This window comes from Vreelandella indica (assembly GCF_037070225.1).
In the GTDB taxonomy this organism is placed as follows: domain Bacteria; phylum Pseudomonadota; class Gammaproteobacteria; order Pseudomonadales; family Halomonadaceae; genus Vreelandella; species Vreelandella arctica.
The window spans coordinates 41,485-60,278 of the sequence record NZ_JBANSO010000023.1 but is presented as its reverse complement, the minus strand read 5'-3'; the positions used below and the strand labels follow the sequence as shown (position 1 = coordinate 60,278).

The window sequence follows — 18,794 nt, the reverse complement described above, 5'->3', positions numbered from 1 at the left end:
ACTGTAATTCTCTTGACGAACTACGCCTCTAAACACATTCTCGTAGGCACTAAAGGGCTTTGTTAGGGCCTACAAAAGCTTTTATATACTGTAAGGAGTTACACTAATGTCTAATAAAGAAAATAAGAGCATTGCTTCAATTTTTGGCGAAGGGGGGCGACCAAAGAATAGTCAACGCGAAATTAAAATTATCGATACCACTTTTCGTGATGCACACCAGAGCCTATGGGCGACGCGAATGCGTACTGAACATATGATGGGCATTGCAGATACAATGAACAGTGCTGGTTTCCATCACATTGATATGATGGCACCTATCCAGTTTGATGTATCTGTGCGTTATCTCAAGGAAGATCCATGGGAACGTGTAAGAGAATTACATAAAGCAGCCCCCGAAACTAAGTTTCGTGCATTAATTCGTTCAAAAAATATCGCTTCATTCGACTTTCTCCCTGATGATGTAATTGATGGGTGGGTCGATCAACTATATAACAATGGCTTCCGAGTTATTGGCGCATTTGATGGATTAAATGATGTTTCCAATATAGTTGGTTGCTTAAAGCGCGCCAAAGCATTAGGTGCCTATACTTTTGGCGCTCTTTCTTTCTGTGAAAGTCCTGTACATACAGATGAGCTTTTCGTAAAAACTGCAGTTGAACTGATTGAGCAAGCTGATGTAGATGCAATTATGCTTAAAGATGCTGGAGGCTTGCTTACCCCAGAACGTATTCGCACTTTAGTTCCTGCTATAAAAAAAGTAATTGGCGATCGTCCTCTTGAACTTCATAGCCATTGCTTGACTGCATTATGCCCATTAGTATATTTAGAAGCTGTCGAGTTAGGCTGCGATCTTTTACATACTTCTATTGCGCCTTTAGCCAATGGTGCTGGACAGCCAGCAACCCAAACCATCGTAAAGTCATTACGAGAACTTGGGTACGTAGTAAATGTTAATGATGAAAAAATTGAAGAAGTTAGCAGCTATTTTAAAAACATTTGTGAAGTAGAAGGAAAACCAGAAGGTAAGCCTGCTGAATATAACCCATTACATTATAAGCATCAGTTGCCAGGAGGAATGTTATCCAATTTTCATGCTCAACTAGAGACGGCTGGGCTGGGTAATCGGTATGAAGAGCTCCTAGAGGAAATTGCCCTAGTTAGAAAAGAGCTGGCATGGCCTATTATGATTACTCCTTTTGCTCAGTTTGTTGGAACTCAAGCGGTAATGAACGTTATTTCTGGTGAACGCTACGGAACAGTACCGAATGAAATTAAAAAGTATGTTCTGGGCTATTATGGCCGCCTATTAGGTCCTGTTGATTCAGAAGTCTATAAAAAAATACTTGAAAATGGTTCCTCAGAAATTAATGAGAAACCTACAGCCCCAAAACCTATGATGAAAGACCTAGCTCAACAGCACCCAAATGCTACAAAAGACGAGCTTTTGTTACGTGCCATGTTTGCAGGCAATCAAGTTGATGGGATGAAAGAGGCTATTGCCAATGGTGAATCTGGTGATGACTTCAGCGGGGGGCTAGTCTCTTTTATTAAAGAGCTTGCTAGTGGCGATGAAAAGCAAGTTAAGCTATCAACTGAAAACCTAAATATCTCGATTTCAAGATAGTTTTAATAAACATAGGAGAATTAAAAATGAAAGATTTTGATATTAGCTTAAATGACTTAAAACAACTCACTAAATGGGTAAAGGAAAGTAGCGATATACGTGAGTTATCTTTATCTTATAACGGACTTGAGCTTTTTATTAGTCGTAATGAAAGTACGCAACGTTCAGTATCTTCTGATGCTGCGGGGACACCTGTAACTACTGCACCTGCTCCCAGTAAACAAGAACAACCCGAATTAAACAAACCTACTATTGCCCCAACTGCAAGTAAATCATCACCGACAGCTGACGTATCTGTGGCTGAAAATGAACATTTAATTACTGCTCCGATGGTTGGTACTTTTTACATGTCGCCAAAGCCCGGTGCGCCTGCATTTGTTGAAATTGGTCAGCAAGTAGAACCAAAATCTGTTGTGTGTATCATAGAAGTTATGAAGTTGATGAATAATCTCGAAGCTAAAGTTAATGGTCGTGTAAAAGAAATCTATGTGGAAGACCAACAGCCCGTAGAGTATGGGCAACCCATTATGCTTATTGAGAAAGAATGAGTTTCTTCTCGCTCAAATGGGAGTTTTCATGTTAAATAAAATTAAAAGCGTAATGATTGCTAACCGAGGCGAAATATCGCTTCGGATTATTCGAGCTTGTCAAGAGCTGGGGGTAAAAAGCGTAGCTATCTACTCTGAAGCTGACAAAGATACATTACCAGTTAAGTTGGCTGATTCAGCTGTTTGTATTGGACCTGCTCCTGCTCAGGCGAGCTACCAAAATCAAGAAGCCATCATTAGCGCAGCTTTGGCGTTTGGTGTAGATGCTATTCATCCAGGTTATGGGTTTCTTTCAGAAAAAGCAGACTTTGCAAAGAAGTGTGAAGATAATGGCATAATTTTTATCGGCCCTTCTGCTGACATAATAAGCAAGATGGGAGATAAAATTGAAGCTAGGAAAATAGCCGACTCAGCTTCAGTGCCTACAATTCCTGGCTCAGATGGTGCTGTTACTGAATTCAAAAAAGCTCTAGAAATAGCAGAAAGCATTGGTTTCCCTCTTCTGATCAAAGCATCCGCGGGTGGTGGCGGCAGAGGTATGAGGGTGGTAGAGTCTAGAGATACCTTAGAGCAGGATCTGAATGAGATCATGTCTGAGGCTGAAGTCGCTTTTGGCGATTCATCTGTCTATATTGAGAAATATCTTACAGACATTCGCCACATAGAAGTTCAACTTCTTGCTGACGGCGACAGTTGTATTCATCTTGGTGAGCGCGATTGCACTGCTCAACGACGTAATCAGAAGCTAGTTGAAGAGGCCCCTTCTCCTGCATTAAGTACCTCCCAACGAAATGACTTGTGTCAATCGGCTGTACGCCTGGCTAAAAAAGTTAAGTATAAAAGCGCCGGAACGGTTGAGTATGTTTATGACAATATCGATAAGCAATTTTATTTTATCGAAATGAACACTCGTGTTCAGGTTGAACACCCTGTATCTGAAATGATTACTGGCATTGATATAATAAAAGAACAAATCAAGATAGCAGATAACCAAGTGTTAAACATCAAGCAGGAAGACATAGTGCTCTCTGGTCATGCTATAGAGTGCCGTCTCAATGCAGAAGATCCAGAAAATGGATTTTCCCCATGCCCAGGCACAATAAGCTATTATCGTCCACCAGGTGGTTTTGGTATTCGTATGGATAGTCACTTAGAAAGTGGCTATACAATTCCACCATATTACGACTCGATGATCGGTAAGCTAATTTGTTGGGGAGCAGACCGTAATGAAGCCATCATTAGAATGACACGTGCTTTATCTGAAATGAAAGTTGAAGGTGTTAAAACAACAGCTAAGTTCCATAGTAAACTGATTAACAGCGAACAATTTAAATCCGGGAATTTTAATACTGTCTTTGTTGCCAGTTTACTTGAAAAGCAGCACTAACATAAAAACAAGGAGCATTATAATGAAGCTACTAAAGAAAAGTATTAAACATTGCGCGATAGCCTTAGCTGTGGCAGGTACAGCAGGTACTGGTTTTTCTTCAGAAGTGGAAGCTCAACAGCTTAATATGCTAGCTGGCTACCCTTCTAATTTTGCCTGGTATAGGGAGATTGGGCCTAAATTTATCGAAATGGTAGAAGAGTATTCTGACGGCAGCGTTCAAATCAATGTGCAAGGGCCAGACGTCGTTCCTGCATTTGAGCAACTTCAACCAGTACAAGCTGGGGCTTTTGATCTATTGTTTACTCATGCGGCTTATCACTCAGGTACAACGGCCATTGGGCTCTCTCTTGACGCGATAGATGTTGATCCAATTAAGCGCCGCGAAGAGGGGTTAATCGATTATATTGATGAACATTATCAAGAACTCGGTTTAAAGCTAATTTCAGCTCCTTCCACAGGAACTAAAGGTTTTCGTTTCTATTTACGTGAGCCTATTACTGGTGAGCCAGGGTTAGAAGGACGACGTATTCGTGGAACAGTTTCATATCAATCTATGATTGAAGAGCTTGGCGGAGCCGTAGTGAATATGCCTGTTACTGATATCTACACGGCATTACAAAGAGGCGTTATTGACGGAGCTGCATGGGGCTTAACTGGCGCTAGTGATCTCCAATGGCATGAGATCATAGACTACATGACAGATCCTGAGTTCGGTCAAGTTGGTGTGATGATTTATATGAACCTTGATCGCTGGAATGCTTTAGATAGTGATGCACAGAATGCGCTGATTGAAGCTGGCAAGCAGATTGAAATTGATTCTGTAGCTCACTTCGATGCTGTACAGAAGGAAGAAGCTGATTTTCTGATTGATAATGGTATGCAAATCACTTCTTTTAGTGAGTCTGAATCAGAAGCTCATGAACGCTTATGGGCAGAGGGTGTATGGAAAGTAGCTGAAGAGCAAAGTGGCGATGATGCTCGACAGTTACGAGAAATGGCAAAATCAGCTGACATGACCTACTAATAGCTGCCGTCATTTGGCTGGGGTATATGCCCCAGCCACTCAAAGGTTTATAACTATGTTTACAAAGATTATTGACGCTATTACTAAAGCCTTTTTTTTCTTGGCTTCATTAGCTTTAGGGCTAATCGTTGTTATTTTCTCTTTTGAAATTATAATGCGCTATTTTTTTGCTGCTCCTACGTCATGGGCAACAGATACGGTAACATTTCTATTTTGTGCATCATTAATGTTAGCTCTACCTGAAGTCACAAGAACGGATGGCAATATTGCTGTTTCTATTATTTTAGATTTTTCTGCACCAAGCATTGCCAACAAGATAAAATTAGTAATTTACGCGGTATCTTTCTTAATTGTTTCATACGTTACGTATATTACGTTTATTGAATTCTCACGTCTGTTTGAAACTGGCATTAATACATTAGGTTCATTCCGAATATCTAAATGGATAGTATTTAGTTTTATTCCTCTTGGGCTTGGATTATCTGTTTTGCAATTAATAATATTGTTCAAAAGACAATTAATTGAAATTTCTTTAGTTAGAAAAGGAGCTTAAGATGGAATGGTATTGGATACTTACAGTTTCATTTCTATTCTTACTCGGCTTGATGGCAACAGGTCTCCCTGTCTTTGTTGCATTTTTAATTGCAAATGTCACAGGTGTGCTCGTAACTTTAGGAGAAAGAGGCTTTGGCATGTTTAGTAACAGCATGTACGAAACCTTAACCTCAGAAAGTTTTATTACTATACCTTTATTCGTTCTTATGGGTGAGATTTTATTCAGATCTGGTTCAGTCGACGTCTTGTCATCGGCACTTGATAAGTGGATTGGCCGTGTTAATGGACGTATGTACTATTTAGTTATCGCCTTATCGACTATTTTTGGAGCGCTTTCAGGTGCAGCTGCAGCAGTAGCTGCAATGTTAGGTCGCTCTATATTACCTCAAATGCAAAAACTTGGGTATGATACTAACTTAACAAATTTTACGATTCTTGGCGGTGCATCTCTTGCTCCAATTATTCCTCCAAGCCTTCTCGTAATCGTAATAGGCTCGTTAGTTCGTGACACGTCAATTGCAGGGTTACTTATCGCGGGAATCATCCCTGGCCTTCTAATTTCACTCATTCTCTTCCTCTATGTATATATTCGTGTTGCACGAAACCCAGAGCTTTCACCTGATAACAATGAGACTGTAAAAAACTACTCTATAAAAGAAAAGTTAATTGAAATAATTAAAGTATCACCTTTTTTTATTGTTATTTTTTCGGTTATGGGGCTTATTTTACTCGGAGTTGCGACTCCATCAGAAGCGGCAGCTACTGGCGTTATAGGAGCTATAATAACTGCCGCCATTTACAAATCATTCCACCTTAAAATGCTATGGGAAAGCTTACAATCATCTACAAAAATTAGCTTAATGATTGTTATAATTGTTGCAAGTTCTAAACTATTCGGCCAATTATTATCCTTTATGGGTGCTACTTCAGGTTTGATTGACTTCGTTAGCACATTAGAGCTTAGTGACTGGATGATGTTTTTTGTATTAATGTTAATACCTTTTATATTATGCATGTTTATTGATCAATTTGCTTTTATATTATTGGCAATACCTCTGTACGCGCCTGTTGTAAGTGCATATGATTTCGACCCTATATGGTTTTGGACTATCTTCTTGATCAACTTAACAGTAGGTAGTTTAACTCCACCTTTTGGATACACATTATTTGCCTTAAAAGGTTCTGCTGACAGTGTTTTAATATCAGACATTTACAAAAGTTCTTGGCCGGTTGTAATACTCTTTATGTCGTCAATATTACTTTTCTATTTCTTCCCAGCAATTATAACTTTTTTACCTAGCATTCTTTAGGTATTAGCTATGATTTCACAGACTATTTAATTGGATTTCTTGCTATGAAAGAAAAAATTTATAGTTTAAGAATTGATGATGTACATAACTTATGCGTCAGAGAGTTTTATTGTGAAAAAGCTTTTGACCATCAAAAGCAACCTATATTATTAATCCATGGGGCAACGATTGCTTCTGAGCTTTGGGTGAATGACTATAAACAATATTCATGGTGCCACCGTTTGGCTAGCCGCGGTTATCACGTCTTCACTTGTGATTTATTAGGCTTTGGATCGTCAAAATCTGATATTGATTTACTGAAAATATCAGATACACGCGCTAATGATATTTCTAAGCATTCTATAAAGCTGATAAATCATATTCTTCATACTACTTCTCATGACAAGATAAGCGTTGTTGCTTGCTCTTGGGGAACAGTTGTCCTGACTAAAGTTTTAACTGAAAATACTCACAATATTAGTAAAGCAGTATTTTACGCCCCTATTAGCTATGATTGTAAAGCAGCAAATTATTGGAAAACAAAATACGAATCTATACCTATAAATGATAATGGTGAAAAATTAGGGTATGTTTTTGTTGACACTAATAGCTTCATTTCGAGATGGGATGAAGAAATACCGGTTATCGATAAATCAGCTTGGCGAAACAATAAAGCTTTAATGTCAATTATTAATAACACAATGCTGAACTCTAAAACACTAAGCTCGTCATTTCTTGTGCCTACAGGACCACTAGCAGATTTGGCTGATATTTTTTCTAATACAAATATACATTGCCCTGAAAAAATAACAATTCCGTCACTAGTTATTAGAGCTAGTCATGATTTAACATCAACCGAAAAATCGTCTAGAGAATTTTACGATTCAATTCAAAGCTCTGAAAAAACTTACGTTGGAATAAAAGATGGGACTCACTTTGCACTTTTAGAGAAAAGCATGGAAAAAATATTCGATAAAACTATTAAATTTTTAGAAAAAAATTAGCTTTAAGCGACTCACTTCACATTAGATTAGTTAGGTTAAAAATGAATAATGAACTTCATATGAACACTATTCCTTATCAACTTCCTCAGCCTAGTTATATGAGCTCCGACCTCATGATTCCCCATGTACTCAGTGAGTGGGTTAATGATGACAATTTATGGGTGCCTACTACTAATTTTGTATCTTTTAAGCCTTTACTGCTCCATGCTAGTGGTGGGTACTATATTAATCTATTAAGAGTTAGAAAAAGTGGGGTTCTTTCACGTCATCGTCATTCTGGAGATGTGCAGGCTCTCATACTCAAAGGCAAATGGTATTACCTTGAACACGACTGGGTTGCAGAAGAAGGTTCTTTTGTTTTTGAGCCACCAGGAGAAACTCATACTCTTTTTGTACCTCAAGATGTTAATGAAATGATTACATGGTTTAGTGTAAAAGGTGGTTACACCTATGTAGATGAAATGGGGAGAGCAACAGGGTACGAAGATGTTTTTACTAAAATAGAAGCTGCACGTAGCTATTACGAAAAAATTGGTTTAGATAAAAGCTTATTAGAAAATATCATTAGGTAGCTCAAAATTTTAAATTCGTTATTATTAAACATAAGAATTATGGTAGATATTTTAATTTTTTAATATTAAATTTAAAGCAGCTTGATACCCTCCAGTTCCAAGTCCCGCAATAACGCCATCAGCTCTCAATGATACATAGGAGTGGTGGCGGAAACTCTCGCGTTTATGAACATTGGAGAGATGTACTTCAATTACTTTGCCTTCAAATGCGTTGAGCGCATCTAATATAGCAACAGATGTATGCGTATACGCAGCTGGGTTAATTATGATGGCTAGCGTTCCATCTAGACGCGCAGCATGAATCGCATCAATTATTTCACCTTCATGATTACTCTGGAAACAAACTATATCCCAACCTGCTGCAAACGCAGTTTTACTCAAAGCTTTATTGATATCTTCTAGGGTTTCGTAGCCATAAATTTCTGGCTGTCTAGTGCCTAACAAGTTTAGGTTCGGACCGTGAAGCACTGTTACTTTTGGTTGACTCATTGAATGGCCTCCTTTGGTAATATTCCGACATGCCAATAAGTAAATATATTAATCATACCGCTTTATTAGCCGCTTGACCTGTATTATTTAGGCCATGGAAGCGCATATTTGTTCGCCATTCGAACAAATATGCTATATTGGCCTTTTATAATGTTGCATACCTCTATGAGTGGACACTGATGGAAGAACAACTCCAAGATGAAATGTTAACCCCCGATGACCGCGACTTCGTGACTGCGCTGGCGAGCGGCCTGGAGGTTATTTTAGCATTTGACGAGAACCATCCTCGTATGACGCTTAGCGAAGTAGCCGCGCGTACTAGTATGAACCGAGCGAAAGCACGACGTTTTTTGCTGACGCTGCACGCGCTCGGTTATGTCCGCAAACAGCAGCGCTACTTTGAGTTAGCGCCACGCGTGCTGCAATTGGGATACTCGTTTTTGTCCGCCAATAATTACCGCAGCGCCATTCAACAGTACCTGGAAGAGATCACCAACGAATGCGGAGAGTCTTCTTCCCTGGGTGTGCTTGATGGCGATGACGTCATTTATGTCGCGCGCTCAGCGGCGCGTCATCGTTTAATGGCGATCACCTTGTCGATTGGCACTCGTCTACCGGCCGCCTATACCTCCATGGGACGCGTTCTGCTCGCCCAATTACCAGAAGTCGAATTGGACGCTTACCTAGAGCGGCTGACGTTGCAGCGCTATACCGATAAAACCTTCACAACAAAAGGTGAGCTTAAAAAGTGTATCGATAGAGCGCGCCAGCAAGGCTACGCCGTTGCCGACCAGGAGCTCGACTCCGGCTTGCGCTCGTTGGCAGTGCCAGCCTTTGATGCAAACGGCAAACTACTGGGCGCTATCAATATTAGTACCAACGCAGCACGTATCGACCTAGACACACTGCTCAAAGAATACCTGCCCCTGCTCCAGTCCAAAGCGCGCCTTATTCGCACCACTATCAGCTGCTAATTCGCCAATTGCACCAGCGCCTGTTCAAGCGATGCTTGTTGGCGCTGCGTGTATAGCTCAATCTCATCAATGACGGTAGCCCCTAAAGCCTGCTCGAATTGCTGTTGGCTGGCGCTACTGCCGTAGTTATCGTGGCTGCTTTCGCCCAGATTGGACTGAAAAATGCCAGCCGCACTCACCGGTAAGAAATCTTCATAAATCATCGGTGTGACTGACAGGGCGCCCTGCTGAATCAGGCTATCCACCTGCTCTATCGAAACCGGCCCCTGCACCGGCACGCCCTTCACCGCGTGGTAATGGAAGAATGCTAACGCTTCCCGACGCAACGTGGCGTAATCATCGGGAAACGCGGTAAAGACTTCCGCTAAATGGGCTTGGTGAGCGTCATTATCCGCCCCCTTGGGCGCACTTTCTCGCGCCGTTGCCAGCAGTCGATCATAAAGCTCGCGCCCTTTTTTAGTTAGCGCAATACCGCGCTGCTCGATCTCGCCAAAACGAGCAGTGTGCTTGCCCTCGGCGGCATCCGCAAAAGCGATGGTCTCCTCTAACGCTTTGAAACTGGTCTGGCGCAAGAGTATCGGGCAGTCGCGACGGGGTGGGCCTTCAATGGTTGCTTTGGGGTCAATACCCACGCTTGGCATACGCCGTTGTACTTCATCAATATCTAACGTTCTCGGCGTTAGGTGATTAATGTGTGGGCCGCGGAAGCAGACCACGTCGGCGATCAAGCGATGCTCATTATGCAAACGGTCATAAGTCGCCAAATCAACCGTAGCGTTGTCATGCCAGCGGAACGTTTCCAGCGCTTCCTGAACGAACTGCTCGGCATCGGCGGCGCTAAGCCCACCCTGCTGCTCAAAGCGTTCAATGAGCGTTTTCACATTAGCAGTAAAAATATCCCGTGAGCTTAAAATGGCGCTTGCCTGTTCGCGGAGTTCGGCCTTTTCGATCAGCTCAAGGCGCAGTAGAGAGGTAAAGACACGAAAGGGATTACGCTTGAGCGCACGATCGGCGACCGGACGAAATGCCGTGGAGTGCACCGGCACGCCCGCCGCCGCCAGGTCGTAATAGCCAACCGGCTCCATTCCCATTACCGCGAACATTCGCCGTAGCATGGCAAGCTCGTCAGCGCTGCCCACGCGAATCGCGCCGTGGCGTTCCACATTGATGCGGGCCAGCTCGTCGCTCTCCTGCAGCGCACCGTTAAGCTCAGGATTAGCAGCTAGCACCTCTCGATTAACAGCCTCGACCAGCGACAACAAGGTGCCGTATTGCGGCACTTCCTGCTGATACATCGCTGACATCGCGCTGGAAAATTGGTCGCGGATTTCATCACTGCTAACGTACGCTGAACTCATGGAATTGTCCTATTTATAAACGGCTATACCTGCCCATAAAAGGCTATACCTACATAGTAGCGCTATCGGCGCCTTAACAATTTCACTTTTTCCGCACCTTGCTACACCTAAAAGCCCCCCTCACCTTAACGAGTAGGTATTTTAAACTGTTACATTAGTGCTTGAACTTATGAACCTAGGCACGCCATCAATGACGCTTCCGCTTTATTTAGGTTTGCCCATGTGGGCCAATCAAGACTGGCTCGGCAGTCTTTATCCGCGCCATGCCAAAACCGAGCTATTAAGCGATTATGCCGCGGTGTTTTCGAGCGTTGAAGGTAACACTACGTTTTATAGCGGTATTCCAAAACCGGAAACAGTCGCCGCTTGGGCACGCCAGGCGCCACCCCACTTTCGTTTTTGTTTTAAATTACCGGCAAGCGTCACTCACGATCAACGGCTTACCCATTTAGAAGACGCATGGGCATTTTTAGCCGCCCTTGAACCGCTGCACGATCGCCTTGGGCCCACCATGGTTCAACTACCGCGCGATTTTGGCTCTCAAGAACTCCCTCAGCTGGAAGCGTTGCTCGCCGATTGGCCTGCTCATTTGCCTTGCGCGGTAGAAGTACGCCACCCTGACTTTTTCCACAAGGGAGCCGCTGAAATCGCCCTTAACCGCCTGTTGATAACTTATTCGGCCAACCGCGTGATGCTCGACGTCCGTCCGCTCTTCTCAACCCCAGCAAATGACCATATCGGCCTGGCTCATGCTCAGCAAGAAAAGCCGAAACTCCCACTACACGTGCTTTCCACGGCAAATTATCCGGTGATTCGCTTTATTGGCCATATTGACAAAACCATAAACAGTGACTACTTCACCGCTTGGAAGGCTCGTCTAAAGCTGTGGATAAATCAGGGGAAAACCCCTTTCTTATTTGTGCATACTGCAGATAACCGTGAGTCTCCTCACATGGCTCGGCTACTTTATAACGCACTCGGAGAAGAGACGCCCTTACCCCCGCTTGAGCCCTTTGCCGGTGAAAAGCAAAGCCAACTCTTTTAGACCACCTTTTTAGGTGAGCTAACTGGCATGCTTGCGGTTGATCAGATAAATTGCGCTTACTTTTGGAAAAGGACGTCAGCAATGACTCCATTTTCCGAAAACTAGCGTGCTCAACACGTAGTGACTTACACAACAATCGACTTAATGGGTGATGTATGGCGAAGCTTGCGCATGCGCAGTGGTCATCGCGAATGACCTTTGTGCTGGCCGCCGCTGGTTCAGCGGTGGGTCTAGGGAATATCTGGAAATTTCCGTATATGGTGGGTGAAAGCGGCGGCGCTGCTTTCGTATTTGTGTATTTACTTTGTATCGCGCTGATTGGCTTGCCTATTCTCGTCTCCGAGTGGCTACTGGGGCGGCGTGGCCAGAAGAACCCTGCCAGCACGATGTCAGAACTGGCCCGCACCGCAAACAAGCCAAAAGCATGGGCCATTGTCGGCATTAGCGGCATTGTTGGGGCCTTTTTGATTTTGTCGTTTTACAGCGTGATTGGTGGCTGGTCGCTCTACTACACCGTTAACTCAGTGAGCGGTGCCTTTAGCGGTCAAGACGCCGACGGAATTGGCGCCCTGTTTAATGGCATGCTGAGTAACCCAAGCTTACTGCTGTTGGGCCATTCGATCTTTATGCTACTGGTGATTGGCATTGTCGCCCGCGGTGTTACCAAAGGGCTTGAAGGCGCTGTACGCATTCTAATGCCAGTACTCGCGCTGCTGCTAGTTGTGCTGATCGGTTACGGCATGTCGACCGGCCACTTTGGTGAAGCGTTGACGTACATGTTCAACCCGGACTGGAGCAAGCTCAGCGCAGAAACCGTGCTGGCCGCCTTAGGTCACGCCTTCTTCACCCTCTCACTGGGTATGGGCATCATGATGGCTTACGGCTCTTACTTAGGCAAAGAGATCAACCTGCTGCAAACCGCCCGCACGGTCATCATCATGGACACCGTCATTGCCCTAGGCGCTGGGCTAGCCATTTTCCCGATTGTGTTTGCCAACAACCTGGATCTTGCCTCAGGCCCTGGGCTGATTTTCGTCACGCTGCCGTTGGCGTTTGGCAATATGGATGGTGGCTTGATCCTAGGCTTGATGTTCTTCTTGTTGCTCACGTTTGCCGCGCTGACCTCAGCGATTTCACTGCTTGAGCCGGTGGTTGAGTTCGTTGAAGAGCGCACGCCGCTCAGACGTGTCATGGCAACGGTTGTGGCCGGCGTGGGGGCTTGGTTGCTCGGCATTGCGGCACTGCTATCGTTCAACGTTTGGAGCGAGCCGCTCATGTTTGGGCTGGGCGTATTCGACCTGCTGGATACGCTGACCAGCAAAATAATGCTGCCGCTAACCGGGCTAGGCGCGATTCTCTTCGCCGCTTGGTGCCTAGATCGTAAAAGTGTCGAAGCCGAGCTTGAACTTTCAGCGACCGGTAAAAGCGTATGGAACATCATCGCACGCTATGTAGCGCCCGCTGGCGTTATTGCGGTGTTCGTGACAGGTCTTATTTAAGGTAAGCCGTCACTTCCCTGCTGTTTGCTAACCTCAGTGCAATTCGCTCTCTTGCCGATCTTCATCAGGCAAGGGGGCGATGTCCCGCGATAGCTTCTGAAATTCTCGATGCAATTCAATCCCACGACGCGCTCTTAGGCTACGCTGGGCAGCGCTGCGCTGACGCTGGGCATGTTCATCTACTTGCATACTCATAAAGATATCGAGCAGTTCGCTTTTAACCGAGGTGATGCGTTCGACGTTTCTCATAATCGACGTTCCTCCAGGTGAATATGCCTTCGTCCACCTGCATCCGTGACGACTGTTTGATGCAGTGCGGCACTTCACTTCTTACTATAACCTACTTGACAAAATGATGAACATTCTTAAAAAAAGTGTCTAACGGCATTTTAACGCTAACCTTAAACAACGCTTTTCATGCCCATTTGCGCCATCAGTCAGGCATACTGTGGCAAATGCTAGCAGTAAGCCAAGTGTGTGCTAAAGAGCCAAGGAGCTGAACGTGAGTCGCGCCCTGTTCGATGAGATGAGACGCCGCATGGAGCACTTCCGACGCTCCGAGCAAAAAGTGGCGCGGTTTGTACTGCGCAACCCCGAAGAGGTCATCCACATGCGTATTGTGGATTTGGCCACCGAAGCCACCGTGAGCGAACCCACGGTAGTGCGTTTTTGCCGTGCGCTGGGGTGCAATGGCTTTCAGGATTTCAAGCTACAGCTAGCGCAAATGCTGGCCAGCGGCAGCCAGTTTGCACAGTTTTCCATGAACGATAGTGACTCGGTCGCTGAGTTTTCCCACAGCATCTTTGACTCGACCGTGGGCACGCTGCTCTCTGTGCGTGACCGGCTGGATAACGACGCCCTGGGCCGAGCGGTTAATGCGCTAGCAATGGCTAATCGCGTGGAGTTCTACGGCTTTGGCGCCTCAGGCGCAGTCGCCTTTGACGCCCAGCACAAGTTTTTCCGGCTGCAAATTTCCACCTCTGCCTACGCCGACCCTCATATGCAGAATATGTCGGCGGTGACCTTAAAAGAGGGCGATGTAGTGGTGGCGATTTCTCAAACGGGGCGCACCAAGGCGCTGGTCGCCAGCGTACGGCTCGCCCGTGAAGCTGGTGCCACCGTGATTGGGCTATGCCCCAGCGGCTCACCGCTCGCTGAAGAGGTCAGCCTTCCACTGTATATCGATGTTCACGAGGACACCGAAATCTACACGCCGCTTAGTTCGCGCATTGCCCATCTGGTGCTGATTGATGTGCTCGCCGTCGGGGTCGCTAAAACCCGCGGCCCAAAACTCGCCGAACAGCTTAAAGCGGTTAAAAAGAGCCTCAATACGCTGCGCTTTCCTGAAGAGTCGTAATCGTTAACCTGTATACACAGCCAGTTTGCTGGCTGTGCTAGACTAGCCGCCTATTTTTTGATCCGGCAGCGGCTACTATGGACGACGTCACGGCGATTCTCGATCAGCTCAACTCCGCACAGCGCGAAGCAGTGAGCGCCCCCCAAGGTAACCTGTTGGTGCTCGCAGGGGCAGGCTCCGGCAAAACCCGCGTGTTGGTTCACCGTATCGCCTGGCTGATGCAGGCCGAAGGGTTGTCTCCCTACGCGCTGCTGGCGGTTACCTTTACCAATAAAGCCGCTAAAGAAATGCGTACCCGCCTTGAGACGCTGCTGAGCCTCTCGCTGCGACATGTCTGGGTCGGCACCTTTCACTCCATTGCCCACCGCCTGCTGCGCACCCACTGGCAGGATGCTCGGCTGCCGCAACACTTCCAGATTATCGATTCCGACGATCAGCTGCGCCTGGTTAAACGGCTGCTGAAAGATTACTCGATCGATGACGAACGTTATCCGCCGCGTCAGGTGCAGGGGTTTATCTCCGGCTGCAAAGAAGAAGGGCTGCGCCCGCACCAGGTAAATGTCGATGGCGATGCCTACATGGGTCAGATGGTCGAACTCTATGAGCGCTACCAACTGACCTGCGAGCGCGGCGGTCTGGTCGATTTCGGTGAGCTGCTGCTGCGAAGCCTGGAGTTACTGCGCGATAACCCAGCACTGTTAAAACACTATCAGGAGCGCTTTGGTCACGTACTGGTGGATGAGTTTCAGGATACCAATACGCTGCAATACGCCTGGCTAAAACTGCTCACTGGCATGAAAACGCCGATGACCGCGGTGGGCGATGACGACCAGTCGATCTACGGCTGGCGCGGTGCCAAGGTGGAGAATATCAGCCGCTTTGAGCAGGAATTCCCGCAAACCCATACCGTGCGTCTAGAGCAGAACTATCGTTCCACCAGCGCGATTCTTGAAGCCGCCAATACACTGATCAGCCACAACAGCGAGCGGATGGGCAAAAACCTGTGGACTGATGGCATCGAAGGCGAGCCGATCTCGATTTACGCCGGGTTTAACGACCTGGAAGAAGCCCGCTATATCGTTGACACCATCAAAGAAAAGGTCGATGAAGGCTTCAACCGCCGGGATATCGCGATTCTCTACCGATCCAATGCCCAGTCGCGGCTACTTGAAGAAACGCTGATTCGCCAAGGCATGCCCTACCGTATTTACGGCGGGCACCGCTTTTATGAGCGCCTGGAAATCAAGAATGCCCTGGCCTATCTTCGCCTGCTGCTCAACCGCGATGACGACGCCTCACTGGAACGGGTGATTAATGTGCCCACCCGCGGTATTGGCACGCGTACGGTGGAAATTGTTCGCCTGCGTGCACGTGAGCAGAGCATTCCGCTGTGGCAGGCGCTCCACGATGCGATTAACGACGGCACTTTAAAAGGCCGCGCCGCCAATGCCGTGCAAACCTTTGCCAACCTGATTGAGCAGCTCGATAACGATGCTGCTGGTATGGCACTGCATGAAATTATTGATCACGTGACAGTACATACGGGCTTGATTGAGCATCACAAAAGTGAACGTGGCGAGAAAGGCCAAGCCCGCGTCGAAAACTTGGAAGAGCTGGTCACTGCTGCCCGCGCCTTTACCCAGGGCGACGTTTTTGAAGCGCCCGAAGCGGGCGAAGGCATGGCGGCGCTGGAAGCGTTTCTTTCAGAAGCGGCTCTTAACGCTGGCGACCATGAAGCTGAAGAGTTTGAAGACAGCGTACAGTTAATGACGCTGCACTCTGCTAAAGGGCTGGAGTTCCCGGTGGTGTTTATTGCTGGCGTAGAAGAAGGGCTGTTTCCACATAAAATGTCGCTCGAAGAGCCAGGCAGGCTCGAAGAAGAAAGACGGCTCTGTTACGTCGGCGTCACCCGCGCCATGCAGAAGCTCTATCTAACCCACGCGGAAACCCGCCGCCTGCACGGTAAAGAGGTGTTTCCACGCCCTTCGCGCTTTCTTCGCGAGCTACCGCCGCACCTGCTGGAAGAAGTTCGCCTGCGCGGGCATATCTCGCGCCCGGTGACCGCATCGCGCACCTCCTTTGCCCAGCAAAGCGTTGAGAGCAGTGGTGATTTACCCGCTTTACATGTTGGGCAAGGCGTTGAGCATCCGGTGTTCGGTGAAGGGGTTATCCTTAACGCGGAAGGCGAAGGTGCCCGCGCCCGTGTGCAGGTTAGTTTTGCAGGCGAAGGGGTCAAATGGCTGGTACTTGGCTTTGCCAAACTAACGCCGCTGTAAACTCTCAAGCTGTTTGTTTGTATCACCATTCGTTTACGCCACATTCACTTATGCGTCAGCCTCCTGCGGAGGGCATCATGAAACAGCGCTTAAAACGCCTATTTCCAGAAGTATGTCACGGTTGGCAGGCCCTAAGCGGGTACCAGCGTTTTGAGCGCTTGGTGTCACTGGTGCTCACCCTCGCCATCGGCGGAGCCGTGCTAGTGGCCATGTATTATTTGGTCATTCACGTGATCCAGCTACTGTTCATTCAAAGTCGTGACCCCTTCGACTACCGCGTATTTCAAGCGCTATTCGATATGATTCTTACCGTCCTGATTGCCATGGAATTCAATAACTCCATCATTCGCACGATGACCAGTGGCAAGGGCTTTATCCACGTCGAAATAGTGGTGTTAATTGCCATTATGGCGTTGGTACGCAAGTTTATGGTGCTGGATATGGAAGTTATCGACCCTTGGCAAATTGGTGCGCTATCGGTCGCGGTCTTGGCGTTAGGCGGCTGCTATTGGCTGGTGCGCCACGGCAACAGTATGAAAGACGCAGCGGATGATTAGTCAGAAGGCTTGCGAGCTAAATTCGCTATAAAGCATACTAACCAGCAGACACGGCGCACTTAGCGCCCTATAAAAACAGATAATGACTTTTGGAGTTTTGCTCACATGCAACGCCGTAACTTTCTTAAAACCGTTGGCCTAGGTGCCGCCGGTGTCGCTGCTGCCCCCTTTGTAACCACCTCTAGCGCACGCGCTCAAGAGACCTATACCTGGGATATGGTCACCTCGTGGCCAAAAAACTTTCCCGCCCTGGGCACCGGCGCGAATGACTTCGCCCGCCGGGTCGAGCAGCTTTCAAACGGCCGTATGCAGATTCGCGTCCATGGCGCGGGTGAGCTGGTACCTGCGCTTGAAGTATTCGACGCCGTGGCGGCGGGAACCGCTGAGATGGGTCACTCTGCGTCCTACTACTGGCGCGGCAAAGTGGCTGCTTCACAATTTTTCACTGCTGTACCGTTCGGCATGACCACCACCGAAATGAATGCCTGGTTGTACCATGGTGACGGCCAAGAGCTGTGGGACGAAATCTACGCCAATCACAACCTGAAACCCTTTGCTGTCGGTAACACCGGCACGCAAATGGCGGGCTGGTTCAAGAAAGAGATCAACTCGCTAGACGATATGCAGGGGCTGAAATTACGCCTGCCTGGCCTCGCGGGTGAAGCGATGAACGGCATCGGTGTCAGCACCGTCAACATGCCGGGTTCCGAGATTTTCACCTCACTGCAAACCGGCGCTTTGGATGCCGCAGACTGGGTCGGCCCGTATAACGATTTGGCATTCGGTCTTCACCAGGTCGCTGATTACTACTACACGTCGGCTTGGAACGAGCCCTCAGCGGTACTGGAAGGTACGATCAACCTGGATGCCTGGAACGCGCTGCCGGAAGACCTGCAGGACGTCATTCGCGAAGCCGCACGTGCCTCTAACCTGGCGATGATCAGCGAATTCGCCTTCCGCAACGCCCAGGCACTGGAAGCATTGGTCGATGAGCATGGTGTTCAGCTGCGTACCTTCCCTGAAGACGTGATGGCAGCGCTTTACACCTCCTCCCAGGATGCCATCCAGCGCCAGGTCGATAGCGATGAGGACTCTCGTCGTGTGTATGAGTCCTACTCAGCGTTTCAGAAACTCGTACGTCCGTTTAGTGATGTCGGCGAATACGCCTATCTCAAGAACCGCGACAACGTAGGTGCCTGATTATCCAGGCAGGTAAGCAGCAAGCACGGCAAA

18 protein-coding genes are annotated in these 18,794 nt (G+C 47.1%); 15 read left to right on the top strand and 3 right to left on the bottom strand.

What is annotated here, in order from left to right:
• Window positions 1–106: 106 nt before the first annotated feature.
• The 8 genes from V8L71_RS15550 to V8L71_RS15515 are packed head-to-tail and all read left to right on the top strand — an operon-like array spanning window position 107 to window position 8,006.
• The gene (locus V8L71_RS15550) at window positions 107–1,624 is read left to right on the top strand and encodes a pyruvate carboxylase subunit B (RefSeq protein ID WP_176302996.1); all 1,518 of its coding nucleotides are present in this window, start codon (window positions 107–109) and stop codon (window positions 1,622–1,624) included.
• A gap of 26 nt (window positions 1,625–1,650) precedes the next feature.
• Entirely contained in the window at window positions 1,651–2,172 is a 522-nt protein-coding gene (gene accB / locus V8L71_RS15545; protein WP_176302995.1) for an acetyl-CoA carboxylase biotin carboxyl carrier protein, read from the top strand.
• Window positions 2,173–2,200: 28 nt separating this feature from the next.
• A complete protein-coding gene (accC, locus tag V8L71_RS15540) occupies window positions 2,201–3,559 on the top strand; it encodes an acetyl-CoA carboxylase biotin carboxylase subunit (RefSeq protein WP_176302994.1) in 1,359 nt (452 codons plus the stop codon).
• A gap of 22 nt (window positions 3,560–3,581) precedes the next feature.
• The gene (gene dctP / locus V8L71_RS15535) at window positions 3,582–4,586 is read left to right on the top strand and encodes a TRAP transporter substrate-binding protein DctP (protein WP_176302993.1); all 1,005 of its coding nucleotides are present in this window, start codon (window positions 3,582–3,584) and stop codon (window positions 4,584–4,586) included.
• Window positions 4,587–4,641: 55 nt separating this feature from the next.
• On the top strand, window positions 4,642–5,139 hold the full coding sequence (locus tag V8L71_RS15530; protein ID WP_176302992.1) for a TRAP transporter small permease: 498 nt from the start codon (window positions 4,642–4,644) through the stop codon (window positions 5,137–5,139).
• 1 nt (window position 5,140) lies between these two features.
• Entirely contained in the window at window positions 5,141–6,451 is a 1,311-nt protein-coding gene (locus tag V8L71_RS15525; RefSeq protein ID WP_176302991.1) for a TRAP transporter large permease, read from the top strand.
• 44 nt (window positions 6,452–6,495) lie between these two features.
• A complete protein-coding gene (locus V8L71_RS15520) occupies window positions 6,496–7,434 on the top strand; it encodes an alpha/beta hydrolase (protein ID WP_176302990.1) in 939 nt (312 codons plus the stop codon).
• 59 nt (window positions 7,435–7,493) lie between these two features.
• A complete protein-coding gene (locus tag V8L71_RS15515; RefSeq protein WP_246286540.1) occupies window positions 7,494–8,006 on the top strand; it encodes a 2,4'-dihydroxyacetophenone dioxygenase family protein in 513 nt (170 codons plus the stop codon).
• A 51-nt stretch (window positions 8,007–8,057) separates the two neighbouring features.
• Here V8L71_RS15515 and aroQ read toward each other — a convergent pair whose 3' ends face one another.
• On the bottom strand, window positions 8,058–8,495 hold the full coding sequence (gene aroQ, locus V8L71_RS15510; RefSeq protein ID WP_176302988.1) for a type II 3-dehydroquinate dehydratase: 438 nt from the start codon (window positions 8,493–8,495) through the stop codon (window positions 8,058–8,060).
• A 179-nt stretch (window positions 8,496–8,674) separates the two neighbouring features.
• On the opposite strand from aroQ, the gene V8L71_RS15505 reads away from it, so the two are divergent.
• Window positions 8,675–9,469 (top strand): IclR family transcriptional regulator domain-containing protein, encoded by a 795-nt coding sequence (locus V8L71_RS15505; protein ID WP_176302987.1) that lies wholly within the window; start codon window positions 8,675–8,677, stop codon window positions 9,467–9,469.
• Here V8L71_RS15505 and hglS read toward each other — a convergent pair.
• Complete coding sequence (gene hglS / locus V8L71_RS15500; protein WP_176302986.1) at window positions 9,466–10,827, bottom strand: 2-oxoadipate dioxygenase/decarboxylase HglS; 1,362 nt, start codon at window positions 10,825–10,827, stop codon at window positions 9,466–9,468. The genes V8L71_RS15505 and hglS overlap by 4 nt on opposite strands.
• 190 nt (window positions 10,828–11,017) lie before the next feature.
• Between hglS and V8L71_RS15495 the strand changes: the two genes are divergently transcribed.
• Window positions 11,018–11,872 carry a DUF72 domain-containing protein gene (locus V8L71_RS15495; protein WP_176302985.1) on the top strand — a complete coding sequence of 285 codons (855 nt, stop codon included), beginning with the start codon at window positions 11,018–11,020 and terminating at the stop codon, window positions 11,870–11,872.
• Window positions 11,873–12,027: 155 nt separating this feature from the next.
• The gene (locus V8L71_RS15490) at window positions 12,028–13,371 is read left to right on the top strand and encodes a sodium-dependent transporter (RefSeq protein ID WP_176302984.1); all 1,344 of its coding nucleotides are present in this window, start codon (window positions 12,028–12,030) and stop codon (window positions 13,369–13,371) included.
• A 33-nt stretch (window positions 13,372–13,404) separates the two neighbouring features.
• Here the strand turns inward: V8L71_RS15490 and V8L71_RS15485 are convergent, their stop codons facing one another.
• Window positions 13,405–13,620, bottom strand: a complete 216-nt coding sequence (locus V8L71_RS15485) for a PA3496 family putative envelope integrity protein (protein WP_008956472.1) — start codon at window positions 13,618–13,620, stop codon at window positions 13,405–13,407.
• A 253-nt stretch (window positions 13,621–13,873) separates the two neighbouring features.
• Between V8L71_RS15485 and hexR the strand changes: the two genes are divergently transcribed.
• From hexR to V8L71_RS15465, 4 genes are all read left to right on the top strand, one after another.
• Window positions 13,874–14,728, top strand: a complete 855-nt coding sequence (gene hexR / locus V8L71_RS15480; protein WP_101146915.1) for a transcriptional regulator HexR — start codon at window positions 13,874–13,876, stop codon at window positions 14,726–14,728.
• Between the two features lie 77 nt (window positions 14,729–14,805).
• Window positions 14,806–17,004: a DNA helicase II gene (uvrD, locus tag V8L71_RS15475; protein ID WP_336274690.1), complete on the top strand. Its 2,199-nt coding sequence runs from the start codon at window positions 14,806–14,808 to the stop codon at window positions 17,002–17,004.
• Between the two features lie 77 nt (window positions 17,005–17,081).
• Entirely contained in the window at window positions 17,082–17,561 is a 480-nt protein-coding gene (locus V8L71_RS15470) for a phosphate-starvation-inducible PsiE family protein (RefSeq protein ID WP_336274689.1), read from the top strand.
• 105 nt (window positions 17,562–17,666) lie between these two features.
• Window positions 17,667–18,761, top strand: a complete 1,095-nt coding sequence (locus tag V8L71_RS15465) for a TRAP transporter substrate-binding protein (RefSeq protein WP_336274688.1) — start codon at window positions 17,667–17,669, stop codon at window positions 18,759–18,761.
• Window positions 18,762–18,794: the final 33 nt, after the last annotated feature.

What these genes read in the sequence shown, in the direction of transcription:
- V8L71_RS15550 (WP_176302996.1), top strand. Translation starts at nt 107, where the DNA reads ATGTCTAATAAAGAAAATAAGAGCATTGCTTCAATTTTTGGCGAAGGG.
- accB (WP_176302995.1), top strand. Translation starts at nt 1,651, where the DNA reads ATGAAAGATTTTGATATTAGCTTAAATGACTTAAAACAACTCACTAAA.
- accC (WP_176302994.1), top strand. Translation starts at nt 2,201, where the DNA reads ATGTTAAATAAAATTAAAAGCGTAATGATTGCTAACCGAGGCGAAATA.
- dctP (WP_176302993.1), top strand. Translation starts at nt 3,582, where the DNA reads ATGAAGCTACTAAAGAAAAGTATTAAACATTGCGCGATAGCCTTAGCT.
- V8L71_RS15530 (WP_176302992.1), top strand. Translation starts at nt 4,642, where the DNA reads ATGTTTACAAAGATTATTGACGCTATTACTAAAGCCTTTTTTTTCTTG.
- V8L71_RS15525 (WP_176302991.1), top strand. Translation starts at nt 5,141, where the DNA reads ATGGAATGGTATTGGATACTTACAGTTTCATTTCTATTCTTACTCGGC.
- V8L71_RS15520 (WP_176302990.1), top strand. Translation starts at nt 6,496, where the DNA reads ATGAAAGAAAAAATTTATAGTTTAAGAATTGATGATGTACATAACTTA.
- V8L71_RS15515 (WP_246286540.1), top strand. Translation starts at nt 7,494, where the DNA reads ATGAACACTATTCCTTATCAACTTCCTCAGCCTAGTTATATGAGCTCC.
- aroQ (WP_176302988.1), bottom strand. Translation starts at nt 8,495, where the DNA reads ATGAGTCAACCAAAAGTAACAGTGCTTCACGGTCCGAACCTAAACTTG.
- V8L71_RS15505 (WP_176302987.1), top strand. Translation starts at nt 8,675, where the DNA reads ATGGAAGAACAACTCCAAGATGAAATGTTAACCCCCGATGACCGCGAC.
- hglS (WP_176302986.1), bottom strand. Translation starts at nt 10,827, where the DNA reads ATGAGTTCAGCGTACGTTAGCAGTGATGAAATCCGCGACCAATTTTCC.
- V8L71_RS15495 (WP_176302985.1), top strand. Translation starts at nt 11,018, where the DNA reads ATGACGCTTCCGCTTTATTTAGGTTTGCCCATGTGGGCCAATCAAGAC.
- V8L71_RS15490 (WP_176302984.1), top strand. Translation starts at nt 12,028, where the DNA reads ATGGCGAAGCTTGCGCATGCGCAGTGGTCATCGCGAATGACCTTTGTG.
- V8L71_RS15485 (WP_008956472.1), bottom strand. Translation starts at nt 13,620, where the DNA reads ATGAGAAACGTCGAACGCATCACCTCGGTTAAAAGCGAACTGCTCGAT.
- uvrD (WP_336274690.1), top strand. Translation starts at nt 14,806, where the DNA reads ATGGACGACGTCACGGCGATTCTCGATCAGCTCAACTCCGCACAGCGC.
- V8L71_RS15470 (WP_336274689.1), top strand. Translation starts at nt 17,082, where the DNA reads ATGAAACAGCGCTTAAAACGCCTATTTCCAGAAGTATGTCACGGTTGG.
- V8L71_RS15465 (WP_336274688.1), top strand. Translation starts at nt 17,667, where the DNA reads ATGCAACGCCGTAACTTTCTTAAAACCGTTGGCCTAGGTGCCGCCGGT.